The sequence below is a fragment of the Pseudoalteromonas sp. S2893 genome, from assembly GCF_005887105.1.
Taxonomy (GTDB): domain Bacteria; phylum Pseudomonadota; class Gammaproteobacteria; order Enterobacterales; family Alteromonadaceae; genus Pseudoalteromonas; species Pseudoalteromonas atlantica.
The window spans coordinates 159,838-181,345 of record NZ_PNCY01000010.1 but is presented as its reverse complement, the minus strand read 5'-3'; the positions used below and the strand labels follow the sequence as shown (position 1 = coordinate 181,345).

Below are 21,508 nucleotides of genomic sequence, written 5' to 3'. Positions count from 1 at the left end.
ATTAGGGTTAATAGCTATGTTTTCGCTAAATAACAGTAACTTATTACGCTCAGGATTTGAGCTTGGAAAAGGCGACAAACTTTTTCAAGACATTGAACGTGATATTATTAAAGTGGTGTTTTGGGAGCAGTGCGTAACACAAAGCTATATTGTGAGCGCCACCCGAATTCCGCAGCAAACTGTCTCGCGTTTACTTAAATCGTTAACTCAGCATGGCGTAATAATGCAAACCGATACGCTTATCCCTAATAAAAAGGGTAAGCCTGGGTTTGGTATTGCGCTTAACCCCGAATACGGCTTTACCTTTGGTTTAGCTATTTTGCTTGATGCTATTTCTGTAGCGGTCATGGATTTTACCGGCAAAGTTATTTACACCCATATGCAGCTTATGTCAGACATGAGTATTAATAACGTACTTAAAAGTGCGCAAAAGCTGGTGGACGATATAAGCGCAGAGCATAATATTGCGAGCGAAAAAGTGCTGGGTATGGGCGTAGGTATATCGGGCTTTTTTAGTTCTATGGACGGTAAAATGAATACCCACCATATGCTAGAGGAGTGGTCGCAGGTTGATATTATCGATATTGTCTCTAAGCATTTTCAACTCCCTACGTGGGTGGTGAATGACGCCACAGGCGCCGCCGCTGGCGAAGGGGTTGCAGGTATAGGCCGCGAGTATAAAAACTTTGTTTATATGTTTGTATCGGCCGCATTTGGAGGCGGAATCGTAAATAACGGCGATGTATTGCGTGGTACTTACGGTAATGCTGGCGAGCTTGGCGATATGTTACCGCCAAAGTTATACGCTCATCCCAATTTAGAGTTACTAAAGCGTATTTTGAAAAAAAATGGTGTAGCGGTTGATTCAATTTACGACCTGCACGATAACTTTGACCCAGAATGGCCAGGCGTAGAAGAGTGGCTATTTAAAGTTCAAGACTCGTTTGATTTAGTAGCAACTTGTTGTTCGGCGCTATTAGATGCAGAAGCGATTATTATTGGCGGCCATATACCTAAAGAGCTGGCCGAAAAAGTAATAGCGCGTACTGAGGTTTACGCACAATTTAGACGCGGTGCTAAACGCCCAATGCCTAAGCTGGTGGTCTCAAACATTAATAACTTTCCGGTCTCCATTGGTGCAGCCACTTTGCCATTTAGAGAGCTGTGTTTGTAGCTTAATAATAGAAATTTTAAAACAAAAAGCCGATATTGATTTGTACAATATCGGCTTTTTTAGTATTTAAACCAAACTCTTAACTAAGTGCTATTGCTAATGGGTTTTACTCTTCAACGAACGGTTCACCTTCTGTCATCCACCTAGCGGCTGGCTTGCCTTTTAAGTAATGGTCAAAGTACTGCATCATACGCACTGAAAAATCGACCTGATTAGGAAACTTTTTCAAATGATGTGGTTCACCTTCGTATTGTAAAAAGGTGGCGTCTTTACCCGCACGGCGCAGGGCTAAGTAATATTGCACGCCTTCGTGCCAAGGCACTGCGTCGTCTTTGTCTCCAAACATAATTAAAATAGGGGTATTTACTTTATCGGCAAAAAACACTGGTGAGTTTTCGATGTATAGCTCGGGTGCTTCAAATAAATTTTTACCTATGCGGCTTTGCCCAGTTTCGTACTGAAATTGACGCGCAAGGCCCGACTTTAAACGTATGCCGCTGTATGCGCTGGTCATGTTTGATACCGGCGCGCCCGATACAACCGCTTTAAACATATCGGTTTGGGTGATCATAAACGCACTTTGATAACCTGCCCATGAATGCCCTTGTAGGCCTATTTTATCTGGGTCGGCTATGCCTAGGTCTATAAGCTTTTGCGTGGCGTTGATCATGGTTTGCGTTGACGATTTACCTGGGTGGCCTATTTCAAAGCGAATATCAGGTAAAAAGATTGCATAACCATTTGAGGTAAACATAGGGAAGTTAGGGCGATGATTTAGCTCCATTTTAGGAAAATCATACATGCGCTGGCTCATGTAGCGGTAAAAATACACAACAACAGGCACTTTATCGCCTTTTTTGTAACCTGCAGGTTTAATTAATACCCCTTGTAAGTCTTCGCCATCAAAGCCTTTGTAGCTAATTAGCTCTGGCTTTTCGCCCCAGGCAAAATCCGCCATTTGTGGATTTAAGTTGGTAACTTTTTTAGGCGCTGTAAAGCTAAAGTCGCTTTGGTAGTAATCAGGAAACTGATGATAGGTTTGCTCGGTAAAGAGGTATTTATCAGCATGTTTTGCCTTTTTAACTACATCAATACGTTTTTTGCCACTCAGTACGTTAGTAACCGTTTGTGAGGCTAAATCAAGCTTGGCTACTTCACGTTGCTTTGATTGTAAGTTAATGGCTGATACAAGTAATGTATCGTTTTGGGCAAAGCCTACGTGGTTTTTATCAAGTTTAATAACGCGATATTGCGTATTGCTTGGTTTACCATTAGTTAAACGCTCAGCGCGTTGAGTGTTGACATCAAACGCCCAAATATCGTATTTGCTATAAACCAATACTTGGCTGCTGTTATTTAACCAACCGGCAAACCCATAACCAGGTTGCGGTGATGGATAGTCGTGTTTGTCATCGGCAAACGTGGCATTAATAGCTTTGCTAAGAGCGGTAACTTTGTTGGTTTTTAAATCTTTAAGTTGTACTTGGCTTTGTGCAAAGTAGGCTGCGTAGCGCCCATTAGGTGCAAGGCTTGGTGTAAACGGTGAATTTTTAATAATAGGAGTTTGCTCACTGGTATTAATGTTTATGCTGTAGTAGTCGGCAAAAAAGCCACCGTACATAATTTTTTCTAGGTGGGCTTGGTTAGAGTAGCCTAATACACTTTGGCTACGATTAGTGTTAAGCGCTAAATCGCTGACTTTTTCATTGCTTAGTTGTACTGCTTTTTGGCTTTTTAAATGAAAAACTGCGCTGTAATGGCGGTTTTTATTAACCTTGTTCCACTGTTGTTCTTCTCGTGGTTTTATTTGGGCATCGTTGTTGTGCCACACGTTTAGCGCTTTATGTTCACGAATCGTGTCAAAGTCATACAGTGATGCCTGGTCGGTGTACTCTTTTGCTTTTATTTTAGCGACCAGTTTGGGGTGGTTTTCAAAATATAAGCGCTCGCCATTTTCAGACCAGCTAATCGATGCTGTTTTACCTATAACCCACTCTTTATTAGGGGAGTCAATAGTGCTAAGGGTGTTATTTTGCCAAAGCTTTAGAGAGTATTGTCTGCGACGCTCATCATCGTTTACGTAGTTACCGAGGTTAAATGCGGCTATTTCTTTATCAGGGTGCCAACTAATTGATTGTGCAACCACGCCTGGCTCATCAATTAATACGCTTTGCGCAAAGTTATTATTAAGTTCAAGCAGTACAAGCTGATTGTTGTTGCCATCACTAAAGCTTTGGCTGGCAAGTAGCTGAGTGCCACTTGGGCTTAGCGCATAACTAAATACATTATTTAAGCTGTGGGTGGTGCTGTTTTTTAAATTTATTATTACTAGCTCAAAGCTTTTATCTTTTTTATCTGGTGTGATAGCGCTTTTTTCTTCGCTGTTATCTTCAGTGGGTGTGTCTTTTTCTGCTTTTTTATCAACTCGATAAGCAAGCCACTGGCCATTGTTACCTAAAATATAGTCTTTTACGTCGGCAAATTGCTGTTTTTCGCCGGTTTGGGTATTGACTAAAATGAGGTTGTTTTTAAGTGATGACTTTTTCTCGCTGGTCTCTTGCTCAAGCAGGGTGGGTACTTGTGTAAATGCCACCCAATTAGCCGCTTTGTTAATAACGGGCTTAGTGCCGCGCTCCACGGTGCTAATGAGGGTGTTTGTTGTTAAGTCATAAACTTGCCCATTTGCATTGCCACGGTAAGGTTTAGCGCTAAAGCTGAGGATTTTACCATCATCTGAAAGTTGGGTGTTTTTTGCGTACTTAAAATCGAATACGTCTTTAAATTCTAATGGCTTTTGAGCCCAAGCAGCGGGGCTCGCTAAGCTTGCAAGCAGTGCTGAGCTTAAAAAGGTGAGCGTTGTTTTCATTATTGATTCTCGTTTTTCACAGTACTTTTAATGTAATAAGTATTGTAGCGAGTTTGGTTTATATTTCGAGCGGATCAGATAAGCGGTATAAGAAAAGGGACGAAAGGGTGAACGTTAGCGCGAATAACTAGCGCTAACGGTAAAATAATAAAGTAAGGTTATAACCAAATTTTTTGTAGTTCTGGCCATTGTTTTTCAAATTGCGAACTTGGCTTTACTTTAAAGTCGCTGCGTACAAACTGGTTCATTTTACCTTCAACATAGGCCAGTAAAAAGTTAGCAAGGGTGAGTTCGTCACTTTGAAAGGTTTTACCTTCACGAAGTTTGCGCTCGCGCAGTACTTGTTTAAATTGCGTTTCTAGCTTTTCGAACAGCCCTTGTACACGTTCGCGTAAACGCTCTTGCTCGCCTTGCAGGGCGTCGCCGGTAAGTATGCGTGTTATACCTGGGTTTTTTTCTGCAAACGTTAGTAGCAACAACAAAATATTATAAACGCGTGTTTGGCTTTCTTTTTCGTTTTCTAAAATAAGGTTAATGCGCGATAAAAGCGTGTCTTCGATAAACTCTATTAGGCCTTCAAACATACGTGCTTTACTTGGAAAGTGACGGTAAAGCGCAGCTTCAGACACACCCACTTCAGCAGCAAGCTTTGCAGTTGTAATCCGTTGTCCTGGGCTGGTTTCTAACATTTGCGCGAGGGCTTGCAGTATTTGCTCTTTGCGATTACTTCTTTTTGTCGCAGGCATGAACCTTCCTTTTTTATTTGTTATTTTTAGCTGCTAATCATTTTTTGTTCAAATGAGTGGCTTATGTTAATGTTTTATTCAGTTTGTTTCCAGCACTTTATAGTTGCTTGGCAAGTTGTTTAATTACCTCAAGAGCAATGCGTGTTTTACTATTTACCGCAAGTGCTAACTGCTCATTTTGCCAGTAAAGTGTTAAAGCATTGTGATCGGAATTAAACCCTAAACCACTTTGCGATACATCGTTAGCGCAGATCATATCGAGATTTTTATTTTTAAGTTTACCCTTTGCATAGCTCTCCACATTTTGCGTTTCAGCAGCAAAACCCACAGTGTAAGGGCGGTTTTGCGTTAAGTTTGCCACGGCGGCTATAACATCGGGGTTTTTAACAAGGGTGAGGGTAAGCTCATCGCCTTGTTTTTTCATTTTTTGAGTCGCTACATTCGCCGCTCTATAATCGGCTACGGCTGCACAGCCAATAAAAGCATCAGAGAGTGGGGCATAGGTTAATGACTCATTTAATAGCTGCTCAGCGCTTTCAATGTTTATTAAATTAACGCCAACAGGGGCTTTGATAGTGACAGGCCCTGAAATTAAATTGACATGAGCACCAAGCTTTAAAGCGGCCTCAGCCAGGGCAAAGCCCATTTTTCCAGAGCTGTGATTAGAGATAAAACGTACAGGGTCAAGCGGTTCGCGGGTTGGCCCTGCCGTAATTGTAATGGTTTTACCTGCTAATAATTGCGGCTGCTCTGTGGCAGTGCACAAAGCCACAAGCTCATGCGGCTCTAGCATACGCCCAGCTCCTACATCGCCACAGGCTTGCTCACCTTTGCCAGGGCCCCAAATAAGTACATCACGTGCTTTTAAAGTGGCTAAATTTGCTTGTGTTGCAGGGTGTGCATACATTTGCTGGTTCATTGCTGGGGCTATTGCTACTTTTGCTGGTGTTGCCAGTAATAGCGTGGTGAGTAAATCATCGGCTATGCCTGCGGCCATTTTGGCAATGGTATTACTTGTTGCGGGCGCGACTAAAATTAAATCAGCCCATTTGGCAAATTCTATATGGCCCATTGCGGCCTCTGCTGAGGGGTCAAGTAATGAATCAGACACCATTTCACCACTCACCGCTTGCATGGTTAATGGGGTTATAAAATGCTTAGCTGACTCGCTCATAACTACTTTTACTTCGCAACCAGCCTCTTTTAAGCGCCTAACGAGCTCGGCACATTTATAGGCCGCGATGCCGCCGGTGATGCCAAGTACGATTTTTTTGTTTGTTAAGTTAGTCATGAGTGTTTTTTGCTTGAATGTATATGCAGGCTAAAATAACAAATCTTTGTGCTTTGAGCTAAGTTTTTAGGATTAAATAATCAGGCTAATTTTAAAAATTGCATTACAGTTATAAGACTGTTTTTTAATCATCAAGGATGAATAATGCAATTAACATCGTTACCTAACTCACTTCGCCCACGCGAAAAACTCATTGCAAAAGGCCCTAAAGCATTGACCGATGCTGAGTTATTAGCGATATTTTTGCGTACGGGCTTACCCGGTATGAATGTGATTGAGCTTGCACAGCACCTGCTTAACGAAAACAAAACATTGCATAATTTATTTAACGCCAGCCAAGATGAGTTTTGCGCACAAAAAGGGTTAGGGATGGCAAAATATGTGCAATTGCAAGCGGTGCTTGAGCTGAGCCAGCGTTACATGCAGGAGCGTTGCCAGCGCGATGCGGTGTTTAATTCGCCAAATGCGGTGTATGAATATTTAACGCTGCAAATGCGCGGGCTACAGCAAGAAGTGTTTATGGTGCTTTATCTCGATAGCCAAAACCGTTTAGTAAAAGACGAAATTTTGTTTTATGGCACGATAAACTCAGCCAGCGTTTACCCCAGAGAAGTTCTAAAAGCGGCCTTAAAAAATAATGCTGCGGCCATTATTTTGGCACACAATCACCCAAGCGGGATTGCCGAACCAAGCCAAGCAGACAAACTTATCACTAATAAATTACAACAAGCACTGCAATTAGTAGACATAAATGTGCTTGATCACATCATTGTAGGAGGAGAAACGTGTGTTTCTTTTGCACAGCGAGGCTTGATTTAAGGTTGCTTGATGAATAAGTGTGTTAAAAATGAGCGGTTTGGACGGTTTTAGCAAATTAGTTTAATTTAAATGCAGTTTTTACTTTCCCTAAGGGCATTCGATCTTTATAATTAGCCGCTATCAAATTTACATATGAGCTGGTTGGATAGATCAGTATTTGATCTTTGCCTGTAAAAGCTGTATAAAGAGCGCCCTTCGATTTATCTAGGGCACAAATACATGGCCTTAGGTTAAATTAAGCTCGAGCGAAGTTATTGGAGATATATAGACATGTCTAAAGTATGTCAAGTTACAGGTAAGCGTCCAACGGTTGGTAATCACCGTTCACACGCGAGAAACGCGACTAGACGTCGTTTCCTACCTAACCTACAAACACACCGTTTTTGGGTTGAAAGTGAAAAACGTTTTGTAACACTACGCACTACTACTAAAGGTATGCGTATTATCGATAAAAAAGGCATCGACGCGGTACTTACAGATATCCGTGCTCGCGGCGAAAAAGTTTAAGGAACTGAATCATGCGCGATAAAATCCGTTTAGTTTCAACTGCTGGTACTGGTTTTTTCTACACTACCGACAAAAACAAGCGTAACATGCCTGAAAAGATGGAAATCAAAAAGTTCGATCCTAAGGCTCGTAAACATGTGATTTTCAAAGAAGCTAAAATCAAGTAATTTAGTTTTCTTTCAGAATTGTAAAAACCCAGCTTATGCTGGGTTTTTTGTTTTTAGCACTTATCAATATTAAACAGCCCCTAAAATATTTTATTAAATCAACAGATATAATTTAGGCATAAAAAAACCTTGCAGGTAAAACCCACAAGGTCATTATTTTTACAGCTTACAGCTTACAGCTTACAGCTTGGCAAACACGTCTTGTAGTGGTGGCACTACTTGCTTTTTACGGCTTAATACGCCATCTAGCCATACTTTATCTTCGCTCGGCTTTTCGCCGTAAGCCTGCTCTACAAGGTTTGCATCATCTGAAGCGATCAGCATTTGTGAGCCTTCTTTCATGATGTCGGTAAGCAGCAAAAATACTGAGTGGCGGTTGCCTTCAATTTTTAGCTTAGCAATATCGGCTTCTAAGTCTGCTTTAATTTCGTCAAACACTGCAAGGTCAATAACCTCTAGCTGGCCAATGCCCACTAGGTGACCGTTCATGTTGAAGTCTTTAAAGTCACGCATTACTAAGTCACGTACAGGGGTGTCTTCAACAGCTGACTTAACACGGAACATGTCCATGCCTAGTTCTTTAAAGTCTTCGATGCCGGCAATTTCTGCTAGTGCTTCTACACATTTAATATCAGCCGTTGTACAGGTCGGCGATTTAAAAATAACGGTATCGCTTAAAATTGCACATAGCATGATGCCAGCAATATCTTTAGGGATTTCTACGTTGTAGAAGTCATACATCATTTTAATAATGGTGTTTGAACAGCCTACCGGACGGATCCAACACTCAAGCGGTGTAGATGACGTTAAATCGCCTAGTTTATGGTGATCGACTACGCCAACAACACGTGCTTGGTCGATATCATCTGGTGCTTGTGTTTTTTCTGTGTGGTCAACAATATATACATCTTCGCCAGCGTAGCTTAATTTAAGCTCAGGTGCTTCGAAGCCAAATTTATCTAGGATAAATTGAGTTTCTGGTGACACTTCACCAAGGCGTGTTGGAATTGCTGGCTCATCGATTTGGTTTTTTAAATAAGCAAGTGCAATTGCACCACAAATTGAATCTGAATCTGGGATTTTATGGCCCACTACATACATAGACATTGACGGAACTCCTTTAAATTTGCCGATATTCTACCAAAGTCTGTGGCCTTTAACATATAGACAGTGCAATTAAGTTTTAGTTACACTTTAAAATCTTGAATTTACTGGGTGTATAAATATGCGACTGGGCCGCAAAGGTTGGAACAACGTTATTATTTTTTCGATGTTGATTATGATCTTCTTTTTAAATGGCTGGCATAAACAGTTTTTAGGGGGTGAAGACGAGCCTACATTACAACCGATACTGCCATTACAAAGTTTTGTGTTAACACTGAGCTTTGTTGATCAGAAAATTGAACGTATTGGTACAAGTTGGCGTACAACCGCATTACAAGAAAATACGCCCGTGAGGTGGGATGCATCACAGCAGCAATTAGCTGAGCTAATTAACCATTGGCAAACGGCTGCGTTGATGCAGGTAAATGAGTCTGTTGTATTTAATCCCAATTCACCATTGTACGTGGCCACCTTTGAGTTGGCTGGTGAGCGCTTACCTTGGGTTTATTTACTGTACAAAGGTAATGGTAAGTATTATTTGTTGGAAAAAAATAGCCAGCGCGTGATGGGGCTTGATTTAGCGACTGCAAAGCAGTTATTTCCAAGTGTTGATTTTTCAAAAAGTGAGTTGCATTAATGCCTGAATTACCAGAGGTAGAAGTAAGTAGACTGGGGATCACCCCGCATGTAGAAAACCAGGTAGTGACGAAGGTAAATATTTATAATGCCAGCATGCGATGGCCTGTGCCTGATGATGTTTATCAGTTAGAAGGGTTGAAGGTAGAGCGAATTGAGCGCCGTGCAAAGTATTTATTGCTGCACTGCGAATTAGGGAGTGCTATTTTACATTTGGGAATGTCGGGTAATTTGCGCGTTGTGGATAAACGCGAGCCGCTTAAAAAGCATGATCATGTTGAGTTTGTTCTTAGTAATGACAAGGCGCTGCGATTAAACGACCCTCGCCGCTTTGGTTGCTGTTTATGGCAAGCACCGGGGGATGTTCATAAGTTACTTTCAAAACTTGGCCCTGAGCCGCTTACGGATGATTTTTTTGCAAAGCGTGTATACGAGCAGTCGCGAAATAAAAAAGTCCCCGTGAAGCAATTTATCATGGATAACGCGGTGGTAGTGGGTGTAGGTAATATTTATGCCAATGAGTCGTTATTTAAGGCAGGAATACACCCAAAACGCGAAGCAGGAAAAGTATCGCTAAAGCGATATCAAACCCTGATCCCTATTATTAAAGACACTCTAGCAGCGGCAATAACACAAGGCGGTACAACCCTTAAAGACTTTGCCCAAAGTGATGGCAAACCAGGTTATTTTGCACAGCAGTTGTTAGTGTACGGGCGAAAAGGAGAGGCGTGCGTAACGTGTAAAACGCCACTTGAAGAAATTAGACTAGGGCAGCGCAGTACGGTGTTTTGTAAGCACTGCCAAAAATAGCCGTGTTATAGCTCAAACGGTGCCACACCGACGGCTTTCATTTTATAGCCCACTTTGGCTATTTCACCAGACCAGGTTTCGGTACTGATAACGCCGGTAACAACAATCGCATCATACAGGCTCTCTATGGGGACGCCGCCTTTTACTGTTACATGAACGATTTGATTTGGCGGCGGGGGCGGTACGTGAATACACGCGCCAAAGTATGGCACAAGCAAAAACTCAGTAATGACTTCACTGTCGCCTTCAAGTGGGACAACAAACCCCGGTAAGCTCACTGATTGGCCATTTAATGCTTCAACCACAGGAGCATCTAGCTCTGGTTGCACCCAGTTTTGTTCACTGCCTTCGTGGTTAGCCTGTGCTTGGGTATCTATTTGTACATGCCCTTGCGGGATTAAGTCTTCCCAAAAAATTTCTTTCGGCGGGTTTGCACTACTGACAAAGCTAATAAGTAGGCAGCTTACTAGCGTGCAGTAATAAAGCGCGGATTTAAAAAGTATCATGAAATTCCTAAAGTTAAGTTTTTATACTCATACCATCGCTAAGCGAATAAAAGTAAGCGCGGGTGGCTGGTATTAAGCCAATTATAAACCCAGCGGCCATAATAACGCCTATTAAAGTGAGTTCATAGTAAGAGAGCATGGCAATATTAACGCTTATGCCTGCATGGCTTTGCAAATAGCTGCTACTGATAAGCATAACGCCATAATACAAACCACAGCCAACAAAGCAGCCTAATAATGTTGTAAATAACGACTCCATGCTTATTAGTGTAAATAGCTGCCATGGCCGTGCGCCGACTGAGCGCAATATAGCAAGTTCTCTTCGGCGTTGATTTAAATTGGCCAGTAGCGTGGTCAACATACCCAATAAACTGACTAATATAACAACGCCTGAAAACAGTAAGAGTACTTTTTCGACAATGGCGAGCATTTGCCACAGCTCTTTTAAGGTCACTGTGGGCATAATGGCCAGAAGTGGCTCTTTTTTGTATTGGTTGATATTACGCCTAATTTGCAATGTGTATAAAGGCGAGTCGAAGCCCATTAAAAACGCAGTAATTTGACTTGGCTCACCGATTAGGTTGTTATGCTCATCGTGCTCATCGTGCTCATCATTTGCAGAGTGTGAACCACCATGTATTAAATCAATAGCTGCTAGAGGTATGTGTAAGGTTTTATCTACTGGCGTGCCAGTGGCGTTTAAAATACCGATAACAGTAAACGGGTTGTCTTTATGATGGTGAAAGCTCGTATTACCCATGCCGTGTGAGATCACTATGTTATCACCTAGTGTATACCCTAAACGGCTCGCTACATCGCTGCCAAGTACCACCTGGTTTAAATGCTCAAACGCGTGGCCTTGTTGAAAACTTAACGTTTGTTTTTTACCAAAGCGATAGTGGGTAAAGTAATCACGGCTTGTACCTAGTACAGTTTGGCCTTTGTGGCTGTCGCCTAAACTAATAGGAATGCTCCATTTAACACCACGTTGAGCTGCGATGTACTGATAACTTTGCCAGCTTACCCCATTATTTGCGTAACCTATTCTAAATACAGAGGAAAGCAGTAATTGAATATCGCCGGTGCGGGCGCCTACAATTAGGTCTGTCCCAGATATGGTATTACTAAAGCTGGTTTTTGCATCCACGCGAATTCGCTCAATACTTAGTAAAAGCATCACGCTAATAGCAATGGTAAACAATGTGAGCAGTACACTTGCTCGGCGATTTAGCAAACTTTTATAAGCTAACTTAGTCAGGATCATAGCTGCTCCTGTAAGCTAACTAGGCTAATTTCACGATTAAATAGCGGTTTTAATGTTTCGTCATGGCTTACAAAAACTAACGTACTGTTGGCGCGCTTAGCCTGTTCGAATAACAGCTTTATAAAGCTTTCTCTATTTGCGGTATCGAGTGCCGAGGTAGGCTCATCAGCAATTATAAGCTCTGGGCTGCCAATAAATGCGCGAGCGGCGGCAACCCGCTGTTGCTGACCAATACTGAGCGAGGCAACATCTTTACTATGATAAGACTCACTTAAGCCTAATGCTGTTAATAAGCGTATCGCTTCTTTTTGTAAGCTTGGCTTGGGCTCTGTTGTTTGCTGTAAGGCTTTTTGTTTTCTGCTTTTTGAAAATTCACAGCCAAGCGTGACATTCTCAATGGGTGTTAAATACGGTAATAAATTAAAGTTTTGAAAAATATAGCCAATATTCTCCGCTCTAAATACGTCTCTTTGCGTATTGCTAAGTGTATTTAAATCGCGATTTAAAATACGTATGTTGCCACTACTTGGTGTGTTTATACCTGCCAATAGCGCAAGCAGGGTTGATTTACCGACGCCGCTGGGACCATGTAAAAAAATATGCTCGCCTTTATCAATCCTAAGGGCTGGGATATTTAGCGTAGGCTTGGCATCATTTTTATGCCATTTAAAGGTTACATTATCAAGCTCAATCATACAGTGTGGTGTTACCAACCCCAAAAGTTGAATTCTTTACGCATTTTAAGATTTCTAAATAGGTTAAGCGGTTTAGGTTTTAGCTTTTCTTTTTTGTGCAAAAATTCATTTGCAGCATTAAGCACGCGTTGGCTAGATTTACCATCAGTATATGGGTGGAGCTCTAGGCAATAGTCTTCAATACTTTGCATTAATTTATTAGGTTTAGTTAACGCATGTTCTATTGCTGCTTCTACTTTATCGGCTTCAGTTACATCAAGTAAGTGAGGGAGTGGTTTTTGATTGCAAAACGTAACAACTGGCTTTCTAAGTAATAAAAACATCAATAATACCGAGGATGTATCACACAGCATTACATCTGCAGCTTTAAGCAAAGGGAGTACGTTGTCGGTTTCTATAAAGGTTAAGTTTTCATTATTTAATGCTTTATATTTCTCAACCCATTCTTGGGGCATTTTAGGATGAAACTGCATTAAAATACGCCACTTCCCTTGTAGGCTAAAATGCTTTATTTGCTTATATAATTTGGGAGCAAGTGATAATTTTTTTGAAAAAGTAGAGCAAATAAGCAGTGTTGGACGTGGGTCGTCGCTTTCGTATGGGTTAGCTTGTGTATCGGTAAATAGGGGGTCGAGCGTTGGCCAGCCGGTTTCTACTACTTTAAAAAAACCATGTTGTTGCGCCAACTCTTTAAATCGGGTGGTAGTATTGGGGCCCTGCGTACAATACAGGTCGTAGCAGCCTCGTATTGCAAAGTGGCCATGATTGCCCTCTGAGCTGCGCTTCTCAGAATTAAAACCATGAAAAACAGCAACTTTTTTACCAGGAATAAAACTTGGAACAATATTGCCTGGAATATAAGTTATATCAGGGTGCCAGCTTCTCACATCAGATATTGTATGCAAGCGCTGCTCATCATCATCTAAAAAGTCGGGGTTTACTTCATTACCTGCTAAAAACCACCGAACTTCTCCACCATGGGCTAAAATTTGCGCCTGAAGCGGCCTTAAAATAGCGTATGAATAATTTTGCGAAATATACATTAGGTATTTTTTATTTGCGGTCGCAGTTAGGTAGTCCAAGCGTTACTCCTCTAGTTAGCACGCTAAGTTTACCGCATTATTACAGGCATATAAATATTGCGTGGTTATTTAACCTGAGCTCTGGGTAATAAACCTATCTCTAGCAGCTATTTTCAGCGCTAACTGCGTTGAGTTTACTTGCAATAGGCCAGCTATTGACGCGTAAATTCGCCTTACTTTCATTGAAAATCTCTGGCTAGAGAAAATAAATTTAAATTTCAGCATATTACAACACGCCCTAGTAAGTCTCTTAACCAGAGTTCAGGTTATTTAGTTTTCAGTGCTGATTGAGCTTTAGGGTAGGCTGATTTATTATATAGCGCTTATAACCCCATACCATACTTTGCTCTATGAGCATCCCTAACCCCGGAGATAGCATGACTAGCTATAAAGTTTTAGACGTAAACGATGACTTACCCATTCGCACTAAAGGTGCCGTACACAGCGGTAAAGTTCGTTCGGTTTATTGGCTAACAGATGAAGACAGCGCACGCCTCATTAAAGAAAAAAACTATAAAGTTCCGCAAGGAACTGAGCTGGCAATTATGGTTATTTCAGACCGTATTTCTGCTTTTGATTGTATTTGGCAAGGCGAAAATGGCTTAAACGGCGTGCCGGGAAAAGGTATTGCGCTTAACTCTGTTGCATCTCATTGGTTTAAGTTATTTGATAAAGCTGGCCTTGCGGGTAACCACATTGTTGATATTCCTCATCCTTATGTATGGATTGTGCGCAAAGCAAGCACCGTAAAAGTAGAAGCAATTGCGCGCCAATATATAACCGGCAGCATGTGGCGTGATTACAGTAAAGGGGTTCGCAACTTTTGTGGCATAGACTTACCTGAGGGCTTAAGAGCAAACCAAAAGCTTGAAAACGTACTAATAACCCCTTCTACAAAAGGTATTATCGAAGGCGTGGTTGATATTCCACCTGTTGATGATGTGAATATTACGCGCGCTAATATCACTGATAATTTAGACGTATTTAATTTTAAATCGGCAAAGGATGTGACTAAATACGAAAAGCTATTGGTTGAGGGCTTTAAGCTAATTAGTGAAGAGCTGGCAAAGCTTGATCAAATATTTGTAGATACAAAATTTGAGTTTGGTTATGTAGAGGATTTAGACGGAAACCAACAGCTTATTTATATTGATGAAGTAGGCACCCCAGATTCTTCGCGCATATGGGATGGCGCGGCTTACCGCGATGGTAAAATAATCGAAAACTCTAAAGAAGGGTTCCGCCAGTTATTAATTTCTACTGTGCCAGAAAGTGACGTGCTGTTAAATAAAGACCGCATGGATGAGCGTGAGCAGCTTGCTAAAGACTTTATTTTACCAGAATCGGTCATGCTTGAGGTGTCTAACACTTATGTAGGCATTGCCAGTAAAATCATTGGTAAAGAGATTGTAATTCCAGAAGATCCTCGCCAAGAAGTAATTAATATTTTAGATACTGATTACGGTCTTATTGTAAAATAGTACAACTAAAGTATTAAAATAAACAAAGCCCAGTCTTTATTTTTAGTTACTGGGCTATATTCCTTGCAATTAGTGCTGGTCTCTAATTAACTTAACCTAAGATTAACTTTTAGGTATTGATATGTTTAGGCAAGTGCAGCAAGTTTTTAATAAAAGAGGTTATTTACTCGCCGCTACTTTATTTTTTAGCCAAGGCGTACTGGGTGCAAATATTGATTTAGTAATTCAAGACCAGCATGGTCAGCCACTAAAAGACGCAGTCGTTGAGCTTTATAAGGCGGCAAAGTCAGAGCGCACTATGTTACCCGTTGCGGTAATGGACCAAGTACATAAAGCGTTTTTACCTGATTTACTGGTGGTGCAAAAAGGCCAGCAGGTTAACTTTCCTAACAGCGATAATATTCGCCATCATGTTTACTCTTTTTCTCAGGCTAAGCCCTTTCAGCTAAAACTCTATTCAGGCCAACCTAAAGAGCCTGTAATTTTTGATCAACAAGGTGTTGTTGTACTAGGCTGTAATATTCATGACTCTATGGTTGGCTATATTTATGTAGCCAATAGTGAACACGTTTATAAAACGAATAATACGGGTAAGTTATCCTTAGACATAACGCCGTTACCGACTACGCTGAGTGTGTGGCATGCGCTACAAACTGCACCGTTGGAAAATAAAAAAATGATAACAATAAACAATAACAATGAGTTACTAATTAAGGTTAATACCTCCACCCCAGCACCGCGAAATACTTTTGGTAGTAAGTTTAAGGGCGGTAATGACTAACAGTTTAAAAAACCGCATTATTGTTTTATGTGTAGGCTTAGTGTTACTGACCACTATGGTGAGCATTGTTAGCTTTTGGTGGTCTACAAGTAAATTTCAAGAAGAAAAAGTAAATCAAGATATTAGCGTAGCGCAAAATGTATATAAGCAATATCTGAGCGCAAAAGAAAGCCTACTGCTTACTGCTGCTAAAGTACTCACTGCCGACTTTGGCTTTAAGCAAGCGGTTGCCACTCGCGATGCAGGCACCATAAGTAGTGTGTTGTTTAATCACAGCCAGCGTATTGATGCAGAGCTTATGCTACTGATTGATTTATCAGGTAAATTAATTTCAGCCAATACTAATGCAGATTTGTACCCTCAAAATTTAAAGCCGTTACTGGATGAGTTATTAACTTCGCCAGAGCAATCGAGCTTTGTTGTTCTTAATAATCAGCTATATCAAGTTATTTTACTACCTGTAAGGGCGCCTAGAACCGTTGCATACAGCTTAGTGGGTTTTAAAATTGATGACGAAGTCGCCCTAGAGCTTAAAAATCTAACCGGAATGGATGTCAGCTTTATTGCTGAGCAGGACAACCTCGTAAGAAGCTCGTTGCTTAATCGGCCAGAGGTTTTTTCACCTAAAAACTACTTTAACACCACCACTACAACGCGTTTGTTTGGTGATTATCTTGTATATAAAAACCAAGATATTATGTTGCCCTCCCTACAAGGGGATGCGGTAACAATTTTGCTCAGTGCTGATTTAACGCAAAGCTATAACGATTTTGAAAACCTATTGTTTACGCTAATTATTATGGCCATTTTAACGATGCTGGTGGGGGTTATTACCAGTAGTTTACTGGCAAATAACTTAACAACTCCACTCTCTCAGCTTGCAGTTATTGCCAGGCAATTTGCACAAGGTAATTACGCATTTGAATTTAATGCATCTAAACAAAGTACCGAAATAGCAACCCTTGCTAACGCCTTTGATAACATGGGTAACGATATTAACGAGCGTGAACAAAAAATTAGTTTTCAGGCACGCCATGATTCGCTTACAGGCTTTTATAACCGCTCGGCTATGCTTGAAGTGCTCGATGATGAGCTGACTCCCTCTACACAATACACCCTGGTTGCTATTGATATAAAAGGTTTACGGCATATAAACGATAAGCTAGGCCCACGCGTAGGCGATGAATGTTTAAAAGCGGTTGCCAATCGAATTAGTGGCTTTTCGGACGAACTTGGCGGCTTTCATGCGCGTATTGGTGGCGATGAGTTTTTAACTGTGTTTCCAAGTGCCGCTGCCAGAGAGAAAAAAAGCGGTATAGTTGGTTTAATGGCACAGCTATTAGCGTGTTATACCATTAAAACGTTAAAAATTAACTTACGATTTAGCGCTGGGGTTGTCGAGTATCCTATGCAAGGCCTTGCCAGCGATGATTTAATGCGACGCGTACTTATTGCCGTAGACAATGCAACAGATAGCCAAGACAGTATTCATTATTACCAAAATGGTGAAGACGAAGCGCATTTAGATCGTCTTAAAATGTTAGATGAGCTTAAACAAGCCATTAGCGATGATGATGGGCAATTATTTATGACCTATCAGCCTAAACTGCATTTACACACACAAAAAATAAATAAAGTCGAATCACTGATCCGCTGGCAACGTAAAGATGGCAGCTGGGTAAACCCAGAACTGTTTATTGATTTAGCCGAGCAATCGGGGCTTATTGTTGAGCTTACATCATGGGTTGTTAACACTGTGGTTTCTCAGGTGGCTGATTGGCAGGCTAAAGGGATTGAAATGCAGGCAGCAATTAATGTATCAGCACAAGATATTGCCTCACCGAGTTTTCATTCAGCGTTAGTGCGTACTCTAAAAAAATACAATGTTGATCCAACCCTCATTACTGTTGAATTAACTGAGCGCGACATGATTGAAAATGAAGAAAAAGGCATAAAAGCATTACAAAACTTAAAAGCCATCGGTGTAAAAATTTCATTGGATGATTATGGCGTAGGGCAAACATCACTGGGGAGATTAAAAATGCTGCCTATTGATGAGCTAAAGTTAGATAAGTGCTTTATTTTAAAGTTAGATGAGTCGCGCAAGGATCAATACATAGTGCAGTCGTCTATTACCTTAGGGCATCAACTAGGCTTTAGCGTTGTTGCAGAGGGCGTTGAAAACAGAGATTCGTTAGACTTACTTAAACTTATGCATTGTGACCATGCTCAGGGTTACTACCTAAGTAGGCCTTTAAAAGCAGAATTATTAGAACAGTGGCTAAAGGAATATTATGAAAAAAGTTAAGTGTTTATTACTTGGGTTATTACTTAGCTCGAGCTTTTCTGGTTTCGCAAGCGATGGTAAATTATTAGCGACCCCCGGGGTTTCGCAAATAGAAGGCGGCGGGGGCGGCGGTATTGTGCCTTGGGCACAACTTGCAGGTTACGCCAGCGAAGACGAGTTCTCTGTGAATGGCTTTTGTAGCCGTGCAGATGTAACAGACTACACTTTAGATGTATGTGGAGCACAAGTTAACCTATTTAATCGTGTAGAACTTAGCTACGCTCAACAACGTTTTGACGTGCCTGCACTTGATACCGAAATAGAGCAATCTATCACGGGCGCTAAAATTCGTTTATACGGCGACATAGTTTACAGTGACTGGCCGCAATTGAGTGTAGGTATACAGCATAAATCCCTTGATGATGGCGCTGTTGCGTCCCTAGTAGGTGCAAAAGATACTAGTGGCACTGATTACTACCTCGCAGCTAGTAAACTCCACTTAGGCGCTGTAGGGGGGCTTAACTGGTTTTGGAACGTCACAACTCGCTACAGTGAGGCTAATCAACTTGGTTTGCTTGGTTATGGTGGGGCAAATGATGATGCAAAAATTTTATTTGAAGGCAGCACCGCTGTGTTTTTGAGCCGAAGTGTTGCCGTAGGTATAGAGTATAGGCAAAAGTCTAATAACCTTAATTTGGGTGAACAAGACTGGAAAGATTTATTTGTTGCTTGGATGCCAAACAAACACGTGAGTGTCACCGCTGCATACTTAGATTTAGGTAGCATTGCAGGTGCGAGCGATCAAACAGGGTGGTACTTATCGGTAACAGGGTATTGGTAATGAAAAACGTTGTCATTTTATGGTTGTGTTTAAGTGCCTTGGCCGGGTGTGCAAGCTCAACAAATTTATCGCTTTATCAACAGCTTGATGGCCGTGCGGGGCTTACGCGTATTGTAGACAGTTTTATTTACCAAATAGGTAATGATGAACAAGTACTGCATTATTTTGAACACAGCGACATAAGCCACTTTAGAGAAGGCTTTATTATGCATATGTGTATGCTAGTTGATGGCCCATGCAAGTACAAAGGTGACTCTATGGTAGATATTCATACTGGGATGCACATAACTGAGAAAGATTTTAACCATGTGGTGGACTTACTTATAAATGCGATGGAAGAGCAAAATATTAGCCATAGCATACAAAATGAGATCCTATCTAGGATGGCACCGCTGCGTAGTAAAATAATAAGTATTTAGGTAACATCTGTAAATTATTTTCTCGTAGCAGTGAACCTTACTTTTGTAATAGTGTCCACTTAGTATTATTTCCTATAAACAATAATTGGCGCGCACAGCTTGTATGTCTTACCTATTTATATCCCGCAAAAATGTACACGCAAAGTACTATAAAAAAATAATCAAAAAGCTGAGTATGGATTGCCAACTGCATGTTATGGGGGCGCCAAAGCTTTCAGCTATACACTATTTAAGTAAAGCGTTTAAAGTTGATTTTAACGATGTTATTAATGCACAACTAAAACGTAAACGCGCCCGTAATAACCTTTGGAACAATGCTTTAGTATCGGCGGTTTACAAAGTGGGGCTGCGCTTTTTTGAGCGTTTGCGTTACGCAAAATATTTAGCTTTATTAACTGAAGTTAACCCTGATGTAATGGTGATATGGAACGGTAATAAACTGCCTAATACTACCGTTGCTATGGCTGCCAAGGCACTGGGTATTAAGCAATTTTATTATGAAAATGGTTTGCTTCCGGGTACCACCAGTTTAGACCCTCAAGGGATTAACTTTAATGCGTCGCTAAGTCGAGATCCTAATTTTTATTTAAATTTTAATGCAAATAATGCCTTAAACTTTGATGCACCGGCGCTTGTCCCACGAGAAAACCATAAAAAACGCTGTGATTTTGCAGCTGAAAATATACCTGAACGCTACATATTTGTGCCTTTTCAAGTGCCTCACGATACGCAATTAGCGAGCTTTTCGCCATGGATTGACTCAATGGAAATGCTATACGATGAAGTTGTTAGCGCAGTGAAAGCATTGAACGACCCTAGTTTAAAGGTCGTTTTTAAAGAACACCCGTCGTGGCACAAGCATTACACCCATTTATACGATAAAGACCCAATTGCACTTTTTGCAAACGGCAATAAAACCTGTGAACTTATTGAATGCGCAGAAGCGGTGATCACTATCAACTCTACGGTCGGTTTAGAAGCACTGTTACTAAATAAGCGGGTAATTACTGTAGGGCAGGCTTGTTATAATATAGAAGGCTTAGTTAAGCATGCAGATACTCGTGAGGGCTTAGCTGCCCAAGTAGCAGATGTAGCTCAAGGGTGGCAGTTTAATCCGCAACTACGCGATAAATTTTTTTGCTATTTAAAGCATGTGTATAGTGTGCCGGGCGTTTGGAAACACGCCGAAGAAGAGCATATCAAAGCAATTGAGTTACGTTTTAAAGGGGCGGATAAATTTGCACAATATAGCAACAGTGTGCCCAACGAACTTATTTAACCGCGTATTGTATATCAACATGTTGTGATTTAGCTGTAAGGACAATTTTTACAGCCATTTTTACAGCATGTTCCTCGCTTTAGAAAAAACCATTTACTAAACACCATGTAGCCATTTTGCATGGTGTAGTCTAGCCCTTCAATTAAATTGTCATTACCTCTAAATTTTTTAGCAAACTCAATTTGTGCTTTGATTGGCTGAGTATAAATATGGGCTAAATAAGCGTTTATTTTATTAAGCGTACATTGCGGGCATAAACAGCTTGTTGCTGACTCTTCAAGCGGTAAAATAGCAGGTAATTGGTTACACCAACATGCGTTTATATCGTTTACATTACAACTAAGCGCAGTGTGGCATTGTGAGCAGTTTAATCTCGTCATTTTAAGTCTTATCAGCAGTAGAGCAGCAAGAATAACAAATATTATGAATATACAAAAAGCATTGGCCGAATTTATTACCTTTGGTGAGCAAAGAGATGATGCTATTAGCGTGATTATTTCTACCCCAGCAGAGGAAAGTGCTCCCGGTTATACACTCACAAAGCCGGTATTGATTGACGTGCTAACACGTTGTGTAAACCACGAAATAGAGATAGATGATTTAGAGTTATGGGCAAATGTGGTTGAATCGCGAGATGATATAAATTGCGCCGAACACGAAGGGGTTATTTTTGCGCTCAGTAATAGCGAGCAAATGGGAGAGCTTGATAGCCAAAAGCTTGAACAATTACTGGCATTATTGAAGGACTAGATA

At 41.0% G+C, this 21,508-nt stretch carries 22 protein-coding genes; 13 read left to right on the top strand and 9 right to left on the bottom strand.

Annotated elements, in window-relative coordinates; translation table 11 throughout:
* Nucleotides 1-16: 16 nt before the first annotated feature.
* Nucleotides 17-1,174 carry an ROK family transcriptional regulator gene (locus tag CWC04_RS06455; protein WP_138684927.1) on the top strand — a complete coding sequence of 386 codons (1,158 nt, stop codon included), beginning with the start codon at nucleotides 17-19 and terminating at the stop codon, nucleotides 1,172-1,174.
* 106 nt (nucleotides 1,175-1,280) lie between these two features.
* Here CWC04_RS06455 and CWC04_RS06450 read toward each other — a convergent pair whose 3' ends face one another.
* From CWC04_RS06450 to coaBC, 3 genes are all read right to left on the bottom strand, one after another.
* Nucleotides 1,281-4,040 (bottom strand): S9 family peptidase, encoded by a 2,760-nt coding sequence (locus CWC04_RS06450; RefSeq protein WP_138684926.1) that lies wholly within the window; start codon nucleotides 4,038-4,040, stop codon nucleotides 1,281-1,283.
* Between the two features lie 158 nt (nucleotides 4,041-4,198).
* Nucleotides 4,199-4,786, bottom strand: coding sequence for a nucleoid occlusion factor SlmA (gene slmA / locus CWC04_RS06445; protein WP_004587943.1), 588 nt, complete (start codon nucleotides 4,784-4,786; stop codon nucleotides 4,199-4,201).
* Nucleotides 4,787-4,883: 97 nt separating this feature from the next.
* Complete coding sequence (gene coaBC / locus CWC04_RS06440; RefSeq protein ID WP_004587944.1) at nucleotides 4,884-6,077, bottom strand: bifunctional phosphopantothenoylcysteine decarboxylase/phosphopantothenate--cysteine ligase CoaBC; 1,194 nt, start codon at nucleotides 6,075-6,077, stop codon at nucleotides 4,884-4,886.
* Between the two features lie 144 nt (nucleotides 6,078-6,221).
* Between coaBC and radC the strand changes: the two genes are divergently transcribed.
* The 3 genes from radC (at nucleotide 6,222) to rpmG (ending at nucleotide 7,570) form a co-directional block, all read left to right on the top strand.
* Nucleotides 6,222-6,896 (top strand): RadC family protein, encoded by a 675-nt coding sequence (radC, locus tag CWC04_RS06435; RefSeq protein WP_024033348.1) that lies wholly within the window; start codon nucleotides 6,222-6,224, stop codon nucleotides 6,894-6,896.
* A gap of 270 nt (nucleotides 6,897-7,166) precedes the next feature.
* Complete coding sequence (rpmB, locus tag CWC04_RS06430) at nucleotides 7,167-7,403, top strand: 50S ribosomal protein L28 (RefSeq protein ID WP_004587946.1); 237 nt, start codon at nucleotides 7,167-7,169, stop codon at nucleotides 7,401-7,403.
* 11 nt (nucleotides 7,404-7,414) lie between these two features.
* Complete coding sequence (gene rpmG, locus CWC04_RS06425) at nucleotides 7,415-7,570, top strand: 50S ribosomal protein L33 (RefSeq protein WP_004587947.1); 156 nt, start codon at nucleotides 7,415-7,417, stop codon at nucleotides 7,568-7,570.
* A 180-nt stretch (nucleotides 7,571-7,750) separates the two neighbouring features.
* On the opposite strand, the gene CWC04_RS06420 is transcribed toward rpmG, so the two are convergent.
* Nucleotides 7,751-8,677, bottom strand: a complete 927-nt coding sequence (locus tag CWC04_RS06420; protein ID WP_004589063.1) for a manganese-dependent inorganic pyrophosphatase — start codon at nucleotides 8,675-8,677, stop codon at nucleotides 7,751-7,753.
* Nucleotides 8,678-8,795: 118 nt separating this feature from the next.
* On the opposite strand from CWC04_RS06420, the gene CWC04_RS06415 reads away from it, so the two are divergent.
* Together CWC04_RS06415 and mutM are read left to right on the top strand one after the other, a co-directional pair.
* Nucleotides 8,796-9,311: a hypothetical protein gene (locus CWC04_RS06415; RefSeq protein WP_126008236.1), complete on the top strand. Its 516-nt coding sequence runs from the start codon at nucleotides 8,796-8,798 to the stop codon at nucleotides 9,309-9,311.
* A complete protein-coding gene (gene mutM, locus CWC04_RS06410; RefSeq protein ID WP_024033345.1) occupies nucleotides 9,311-10,120 on the top strand; it encodes a bifunctional DNA-formamidopyrimidine glycosylase/DNA-(apurinic or apyrimidinic site) lyase in 810 nt (269 codons plus the stop codon). Before CWC04_RS06415 ends, mutM begins: the two co-directional genes overlap by 1 nt.
* Before the next feature lie 5 nt (nucleotides 10,121-10,125).
* Here the strand turns inward: mutM and CWC04_RS06405 are convergent, their stop codons facing one another.
* Genes CWC04_RS06405 through CWC04_RS06390 form a run of 4 tightly spaced genes read right to left on the bottom strand, consistent with a single transcriptional unit; the run spans nucleotide 10,126 to nucleotide 13,667 of the window.
* The gene (locus tag CWC04_RS06405) at nucleotides 10,126-10,626 is read right to left on the bottom strand and encodes a DUF3299 domain-containing protein (RefSeq protein ID WP_138684925.1); all 501 of its coding nucleotides are present in this window, start codon (nucleotides 10,624-10,626) and stop codon (nucleotides 10,126-10,128) included.
* Between the two features lie 13 nt (nucleotides 10,627-10,639).
* Nucleotides 10,640-11,890 carry an ABC transporter permease gene (locus CWC04_RS06400; RefSeq protein WP_138684924.1) on the bottom strand — a complete coding sequence of 417 codons (1,251 nt, stop codon included), beginning with the start codon at nucleotides 11,888-11,890 and terminating at the stop codon, nucleotides 10,640-10,642.
* The gene (locus tag CWC04_RS06395; protein WP_138684923.1) at nucleotides 11,887-12,585 is read right to left on the bottom strand and encodes an ABC transporter ATP-binding protein; all 699 of its coding nucleotides are present in this window, start codon (nucleotides 12,583-12,585) and stop codon (nucleotides 11,887-11,889) included. The genes CWC04_RS06400 and CWC04_RS06395 overlap by 4 nt, the downstream gene beginning before the upstream one ends.
* An 11-nt stretch (nucleotides 12,586-12,596) precedes the next feature.
* On the bottom strand, nucleotides 12,597-13,667 hold the full coding sequence (locus tag CWC04_RS06390; protein ID WP_138684922.1) for a CDP-glycerol glycerophosphotransferase family protein: 1,071 nt from the start codon (nucleotides 13,665-13,667) through the stop codon (nucleotides 12,597-12,599).
* 377 nt (nucleotides 13,668-14,044) lie between these two features.
* Here CWC04_RS06390 and CWC04_RS06385 point away from each other — a divergent pair, with 377 nt between their 5' ends.
* The 6 genes from CWC04_RS06385 to CWC04_RS06360 all read left to right on the top strand — a co-directional run bounded on the left by CWC04_RS06385 (nucleotide 14,045) and on the right by CWC04_RS06360 (nucleotide 20,755).
* Nucleotides 14,045-15,148 (top strand): phosphoribosylaminoimidazolesuccinocarboxamide synthase, encoded by a 1,104-nt coding sequence (locus tag CWC04_RS06385; protein WP_138684921.1) that lies wholly within the window; start codon nucleotides 14,045-14,047, stop codon nucleotides 15,146-15,148.
* A gap of 121 nt (nucleotides 15,149-15,269) precedes the next feature.
* On the top strand, nucleotides 15,270-15,929 hold the full coding sequence (locus CWC04_RS06380) for a methylamine utilization protein (RefSeq protein WP_126008228.1): 660 nt from the start codon (nucleotides 15,270-15,272) through the stop codon (nucleotides 15,927-15,929).
* A complete protein-coding gene (locus tag CWC04_RS06375) occupies nucleotides 15,922-18,237 on the top strand; it encodes an EAL domain-containing protein (protein WP_138684920.1) in 2,316 nt (771 codons plus the stop codon). The genes CWC04_RS06380 and CWC04_RS06375 overlap by 8 nt, the downstream gene beginning before the upstream one ends.
* Nucleotides 18,224-19,057 carry a DUF3034 family protein gene (locus CWC04_RS06370; protein WP_138684919.1) on the top strand — a complete coding sequence of 278 codons (834 nt, stop codon included), beginning with the start codon at nucleotides 18,224-18,226 and terminating at the stop codon, nucleotides 19,055-19,057. Before CWC04_RS06375 ends, CWC04_RS06370 begins: the two co-directional genes overlap by 14 nt.
* Nucleotides 19,057-19,476 carry a group I truncated hemoglobin gene (locus CWC04_RS06365; protein ID WP_126008222.1) on the top strand — a complete coding sequence of 140 codons (420 nt, stop codon included), beginning with the start codon at nucleotides 19,057-19,059 and terminating at the stop codon, nucleotides 19,474-19,476. The genes CWC04_RS06370 and CWC04_RS06365 overlap by 1 nt, the downstream gene beginning before the upstream one ends.
* Before the next feature lie 175 nt (nucleotides 19,477-19,651).
* Nucleotides 19,652-20,755, top strand: coding sequence for a capsular polysaccharide export protein, LipB/KpsS family (locus CWC04_RS06360; protein ID WP_138684918.1), 1,104 nt, complete (start codon nucleotides 19,652-19,654; stop codon nucleotides 20,753-20,755).
* A 29-nt stretch (nucleotides 20,756-20,784) separates the two neighbouring features.
* Here the strand turns inward: CWC04_RS06360 and CWC04_RS06355 are convergent, their stop codons facing one another.
* Nucleotides 20,785-21,135, bottom strand: a complete 351-nt coding sequence (locus CWC04_RS06355; RefSeq protein ID WP_029773276.1) for a DUF5522 domain-containing protein — start codon at nucleotides 21,133-21,135, stop codon at nucleotides 20,785-20,787.
* Between the two features lie 43 nt (nucleotides 21,136-21,178).
* Here CWC04_RS06355 and CWC04_RS06350 point away from each other — a divergent pair, with 43 nt between their 5' ends.
* Nucleotides 21,179-21,505 carry a hypothetical protein gene (locus CWC04_RS06350; RefSeq protein WP_004589077.1) on the top strand — a complete coding sequence of 109 codons (327 nt, stop codon included), beginning with the start codon at nucleotides 21,179-21,181 and terminating at the stop codon, nucleotides 21,503-21,505.
* The last annotated feature ends 3 nt before the right edge of the window (nucleotides 21,506-21,508 follow it).

What these genes read in the sequence shown, in the direction of transcription:
- CWC04_RS06455 (WP_138684927.1), top strand. Translation starts at nt 17, where the DNA reads ATGTTTTCGCTAAATAACAGTAACTTATTACGCTCAGGATTTGAGCTT.
- CWC04_RS06450 (WP_138684926.1), bottom strand. Translation starts at nt 4,040, where the DNA reads ATGAAAACAACGCTCACCTTTTTAAGCTCAGCACTGCTTGCAAGCTTA.
- slmA (WP_004587943.1), bottom strand. Translation starts at nt 4,786, where the DNA reads ATGCCTGCGACAAAAAGAAGTAATCGCAAAGAGCAAATACTGCAAGCC.
- coaBC (WP_004587944.1), bottom strand. Translation starts at nt 6,077, where the DNA reads ATGACTAACTTAACAAACAAAAAAATCGTACTTGGCATCACCGGCGGC.
- radC (WP_024033348.1), top strand. Translation starts at nt 6,222, where the DNA reads ATGCAATTAACATCGTTACCTAACTCACTTCGCCCACGCGAAAAACTC.
- rpmB (WP_004587946.1), top strand. Translation starts at nt 7,167, where the DNA reads ATGTCTAAAGTATGTCAAGTTACAGGTAAGCGTCCAACGGTTGGTAAT.
- rpmG (WP_004587947.1), top strand. Translation starts at nt 7,415, where the DNA reads ATGCGCGATAAAATCCGTTTAGTTTCAACTGCTGGTACTGGTTTTTTC.
- CWC04_RS06420 (WP_004589063.1), bottom strand. Translation starts at nt 8,677, where the DNA reads ATGTCTATGTATGTAGTGGGCCATAAAATCCCAGATTCAGATTCAATT.
- CWC04_RS06415 (WP_126008236.1), top strand. Translation starts at nt 8,796, where the DNA reads ATGCGACTGGGCCGCAAAGGTTGGAACAACGTTATTATTTTTTCGATG.
- mutM (WP_024033345.1), top strand. Translation starts at nt 9,311, where the DNA reads ATGCCTGAATTACCAGAGGTAGAAGTAAGTAGACTGGGGATCACCCCG.
- CWC04_RS06405 (WP_138684925.1), bottom strand. Translation starts at nt 10,626, where the DNA reads ATGATACTTTTTAAATCCGCGCTTTATTACTGCACGCTAGTAAGCTGC.
- CWC04_RS06400 (WP_138684924.1), bottom strand. Translation starts at nt 11,890, where the DNA reads ATGATCCTGACTAAGTTAGCTTATAAAAGTTTGCTAAATCGCCGAGCA.
- CWC04_RS06395 (WP_138684923.1), bottom strand. Translation starts at nt 12,585, where the DNA reads ATGATTGAGCTTGATAATGTAACCTTTAAATGGCATAAAAATGATGCC.
- CWC04_RS06385 (WP_138684921.1), top strand. Translation starts at nt 14,045, where the DNA reads ATGACTAGCTATAAAGTTTTAGACGTAAACGATGACTTACCCATTCGC.
- CWC04_RS06380 (WP_126008228.1), top strand. Translation starts at nt 15,270, where the DNA reads ATGTTTAGGCAAGTGCAGCAAGTTTTTAATAAAAGAGGTTATTTACTC.
- CWC04_RS06375 (WP_138684920.1), top strand. Translation starts at nt 15,922, where the DNA reads ATGACTAACAGTTTAAAAAACCGCATTATTGTTTTATGTGTAGGCTTA.
- CWC04_RS06370 (WP_138684919.1), top strand. Translation starts at nt 18,224, where the DNA reads ATGAAAAAAGTTAAGTGTTTATTACTTGGGTTATTACTTAGCTCGAGC.
- CWC04_RS06365 (WP_126008222.1), top strand. Translation starts at nt 19,057, where the DNA reads ATGAAAAACGTTGTCATTTTATGGTTGTGTTTAAGTGCCTTGGCCGGG.
- CWC04_RS06360 (WP_138684918.1), top strand. Translation starts at nt 19,652, where the DNA reads ATGGATTGCCAACTGCATGTTATGGGGGCGCCAAAGCTTTCAGCTATA.
- CWC04_RS06355 (WP_029773276.1), bottom strand. Translation starts at nt 21,135, where the DNA reads ATGACGAGATTAAACTGCTCACAATGCCACACTGCGCTTAGTTGTAAT.
- CWC04_RS06350 (WP_004589077.1), top strand. Translation starts at nt 21,179, where the DNA reads ATGAATATACAAAAAGCATTGGCCGAATTTATTACCTTTGGTGAGCAA.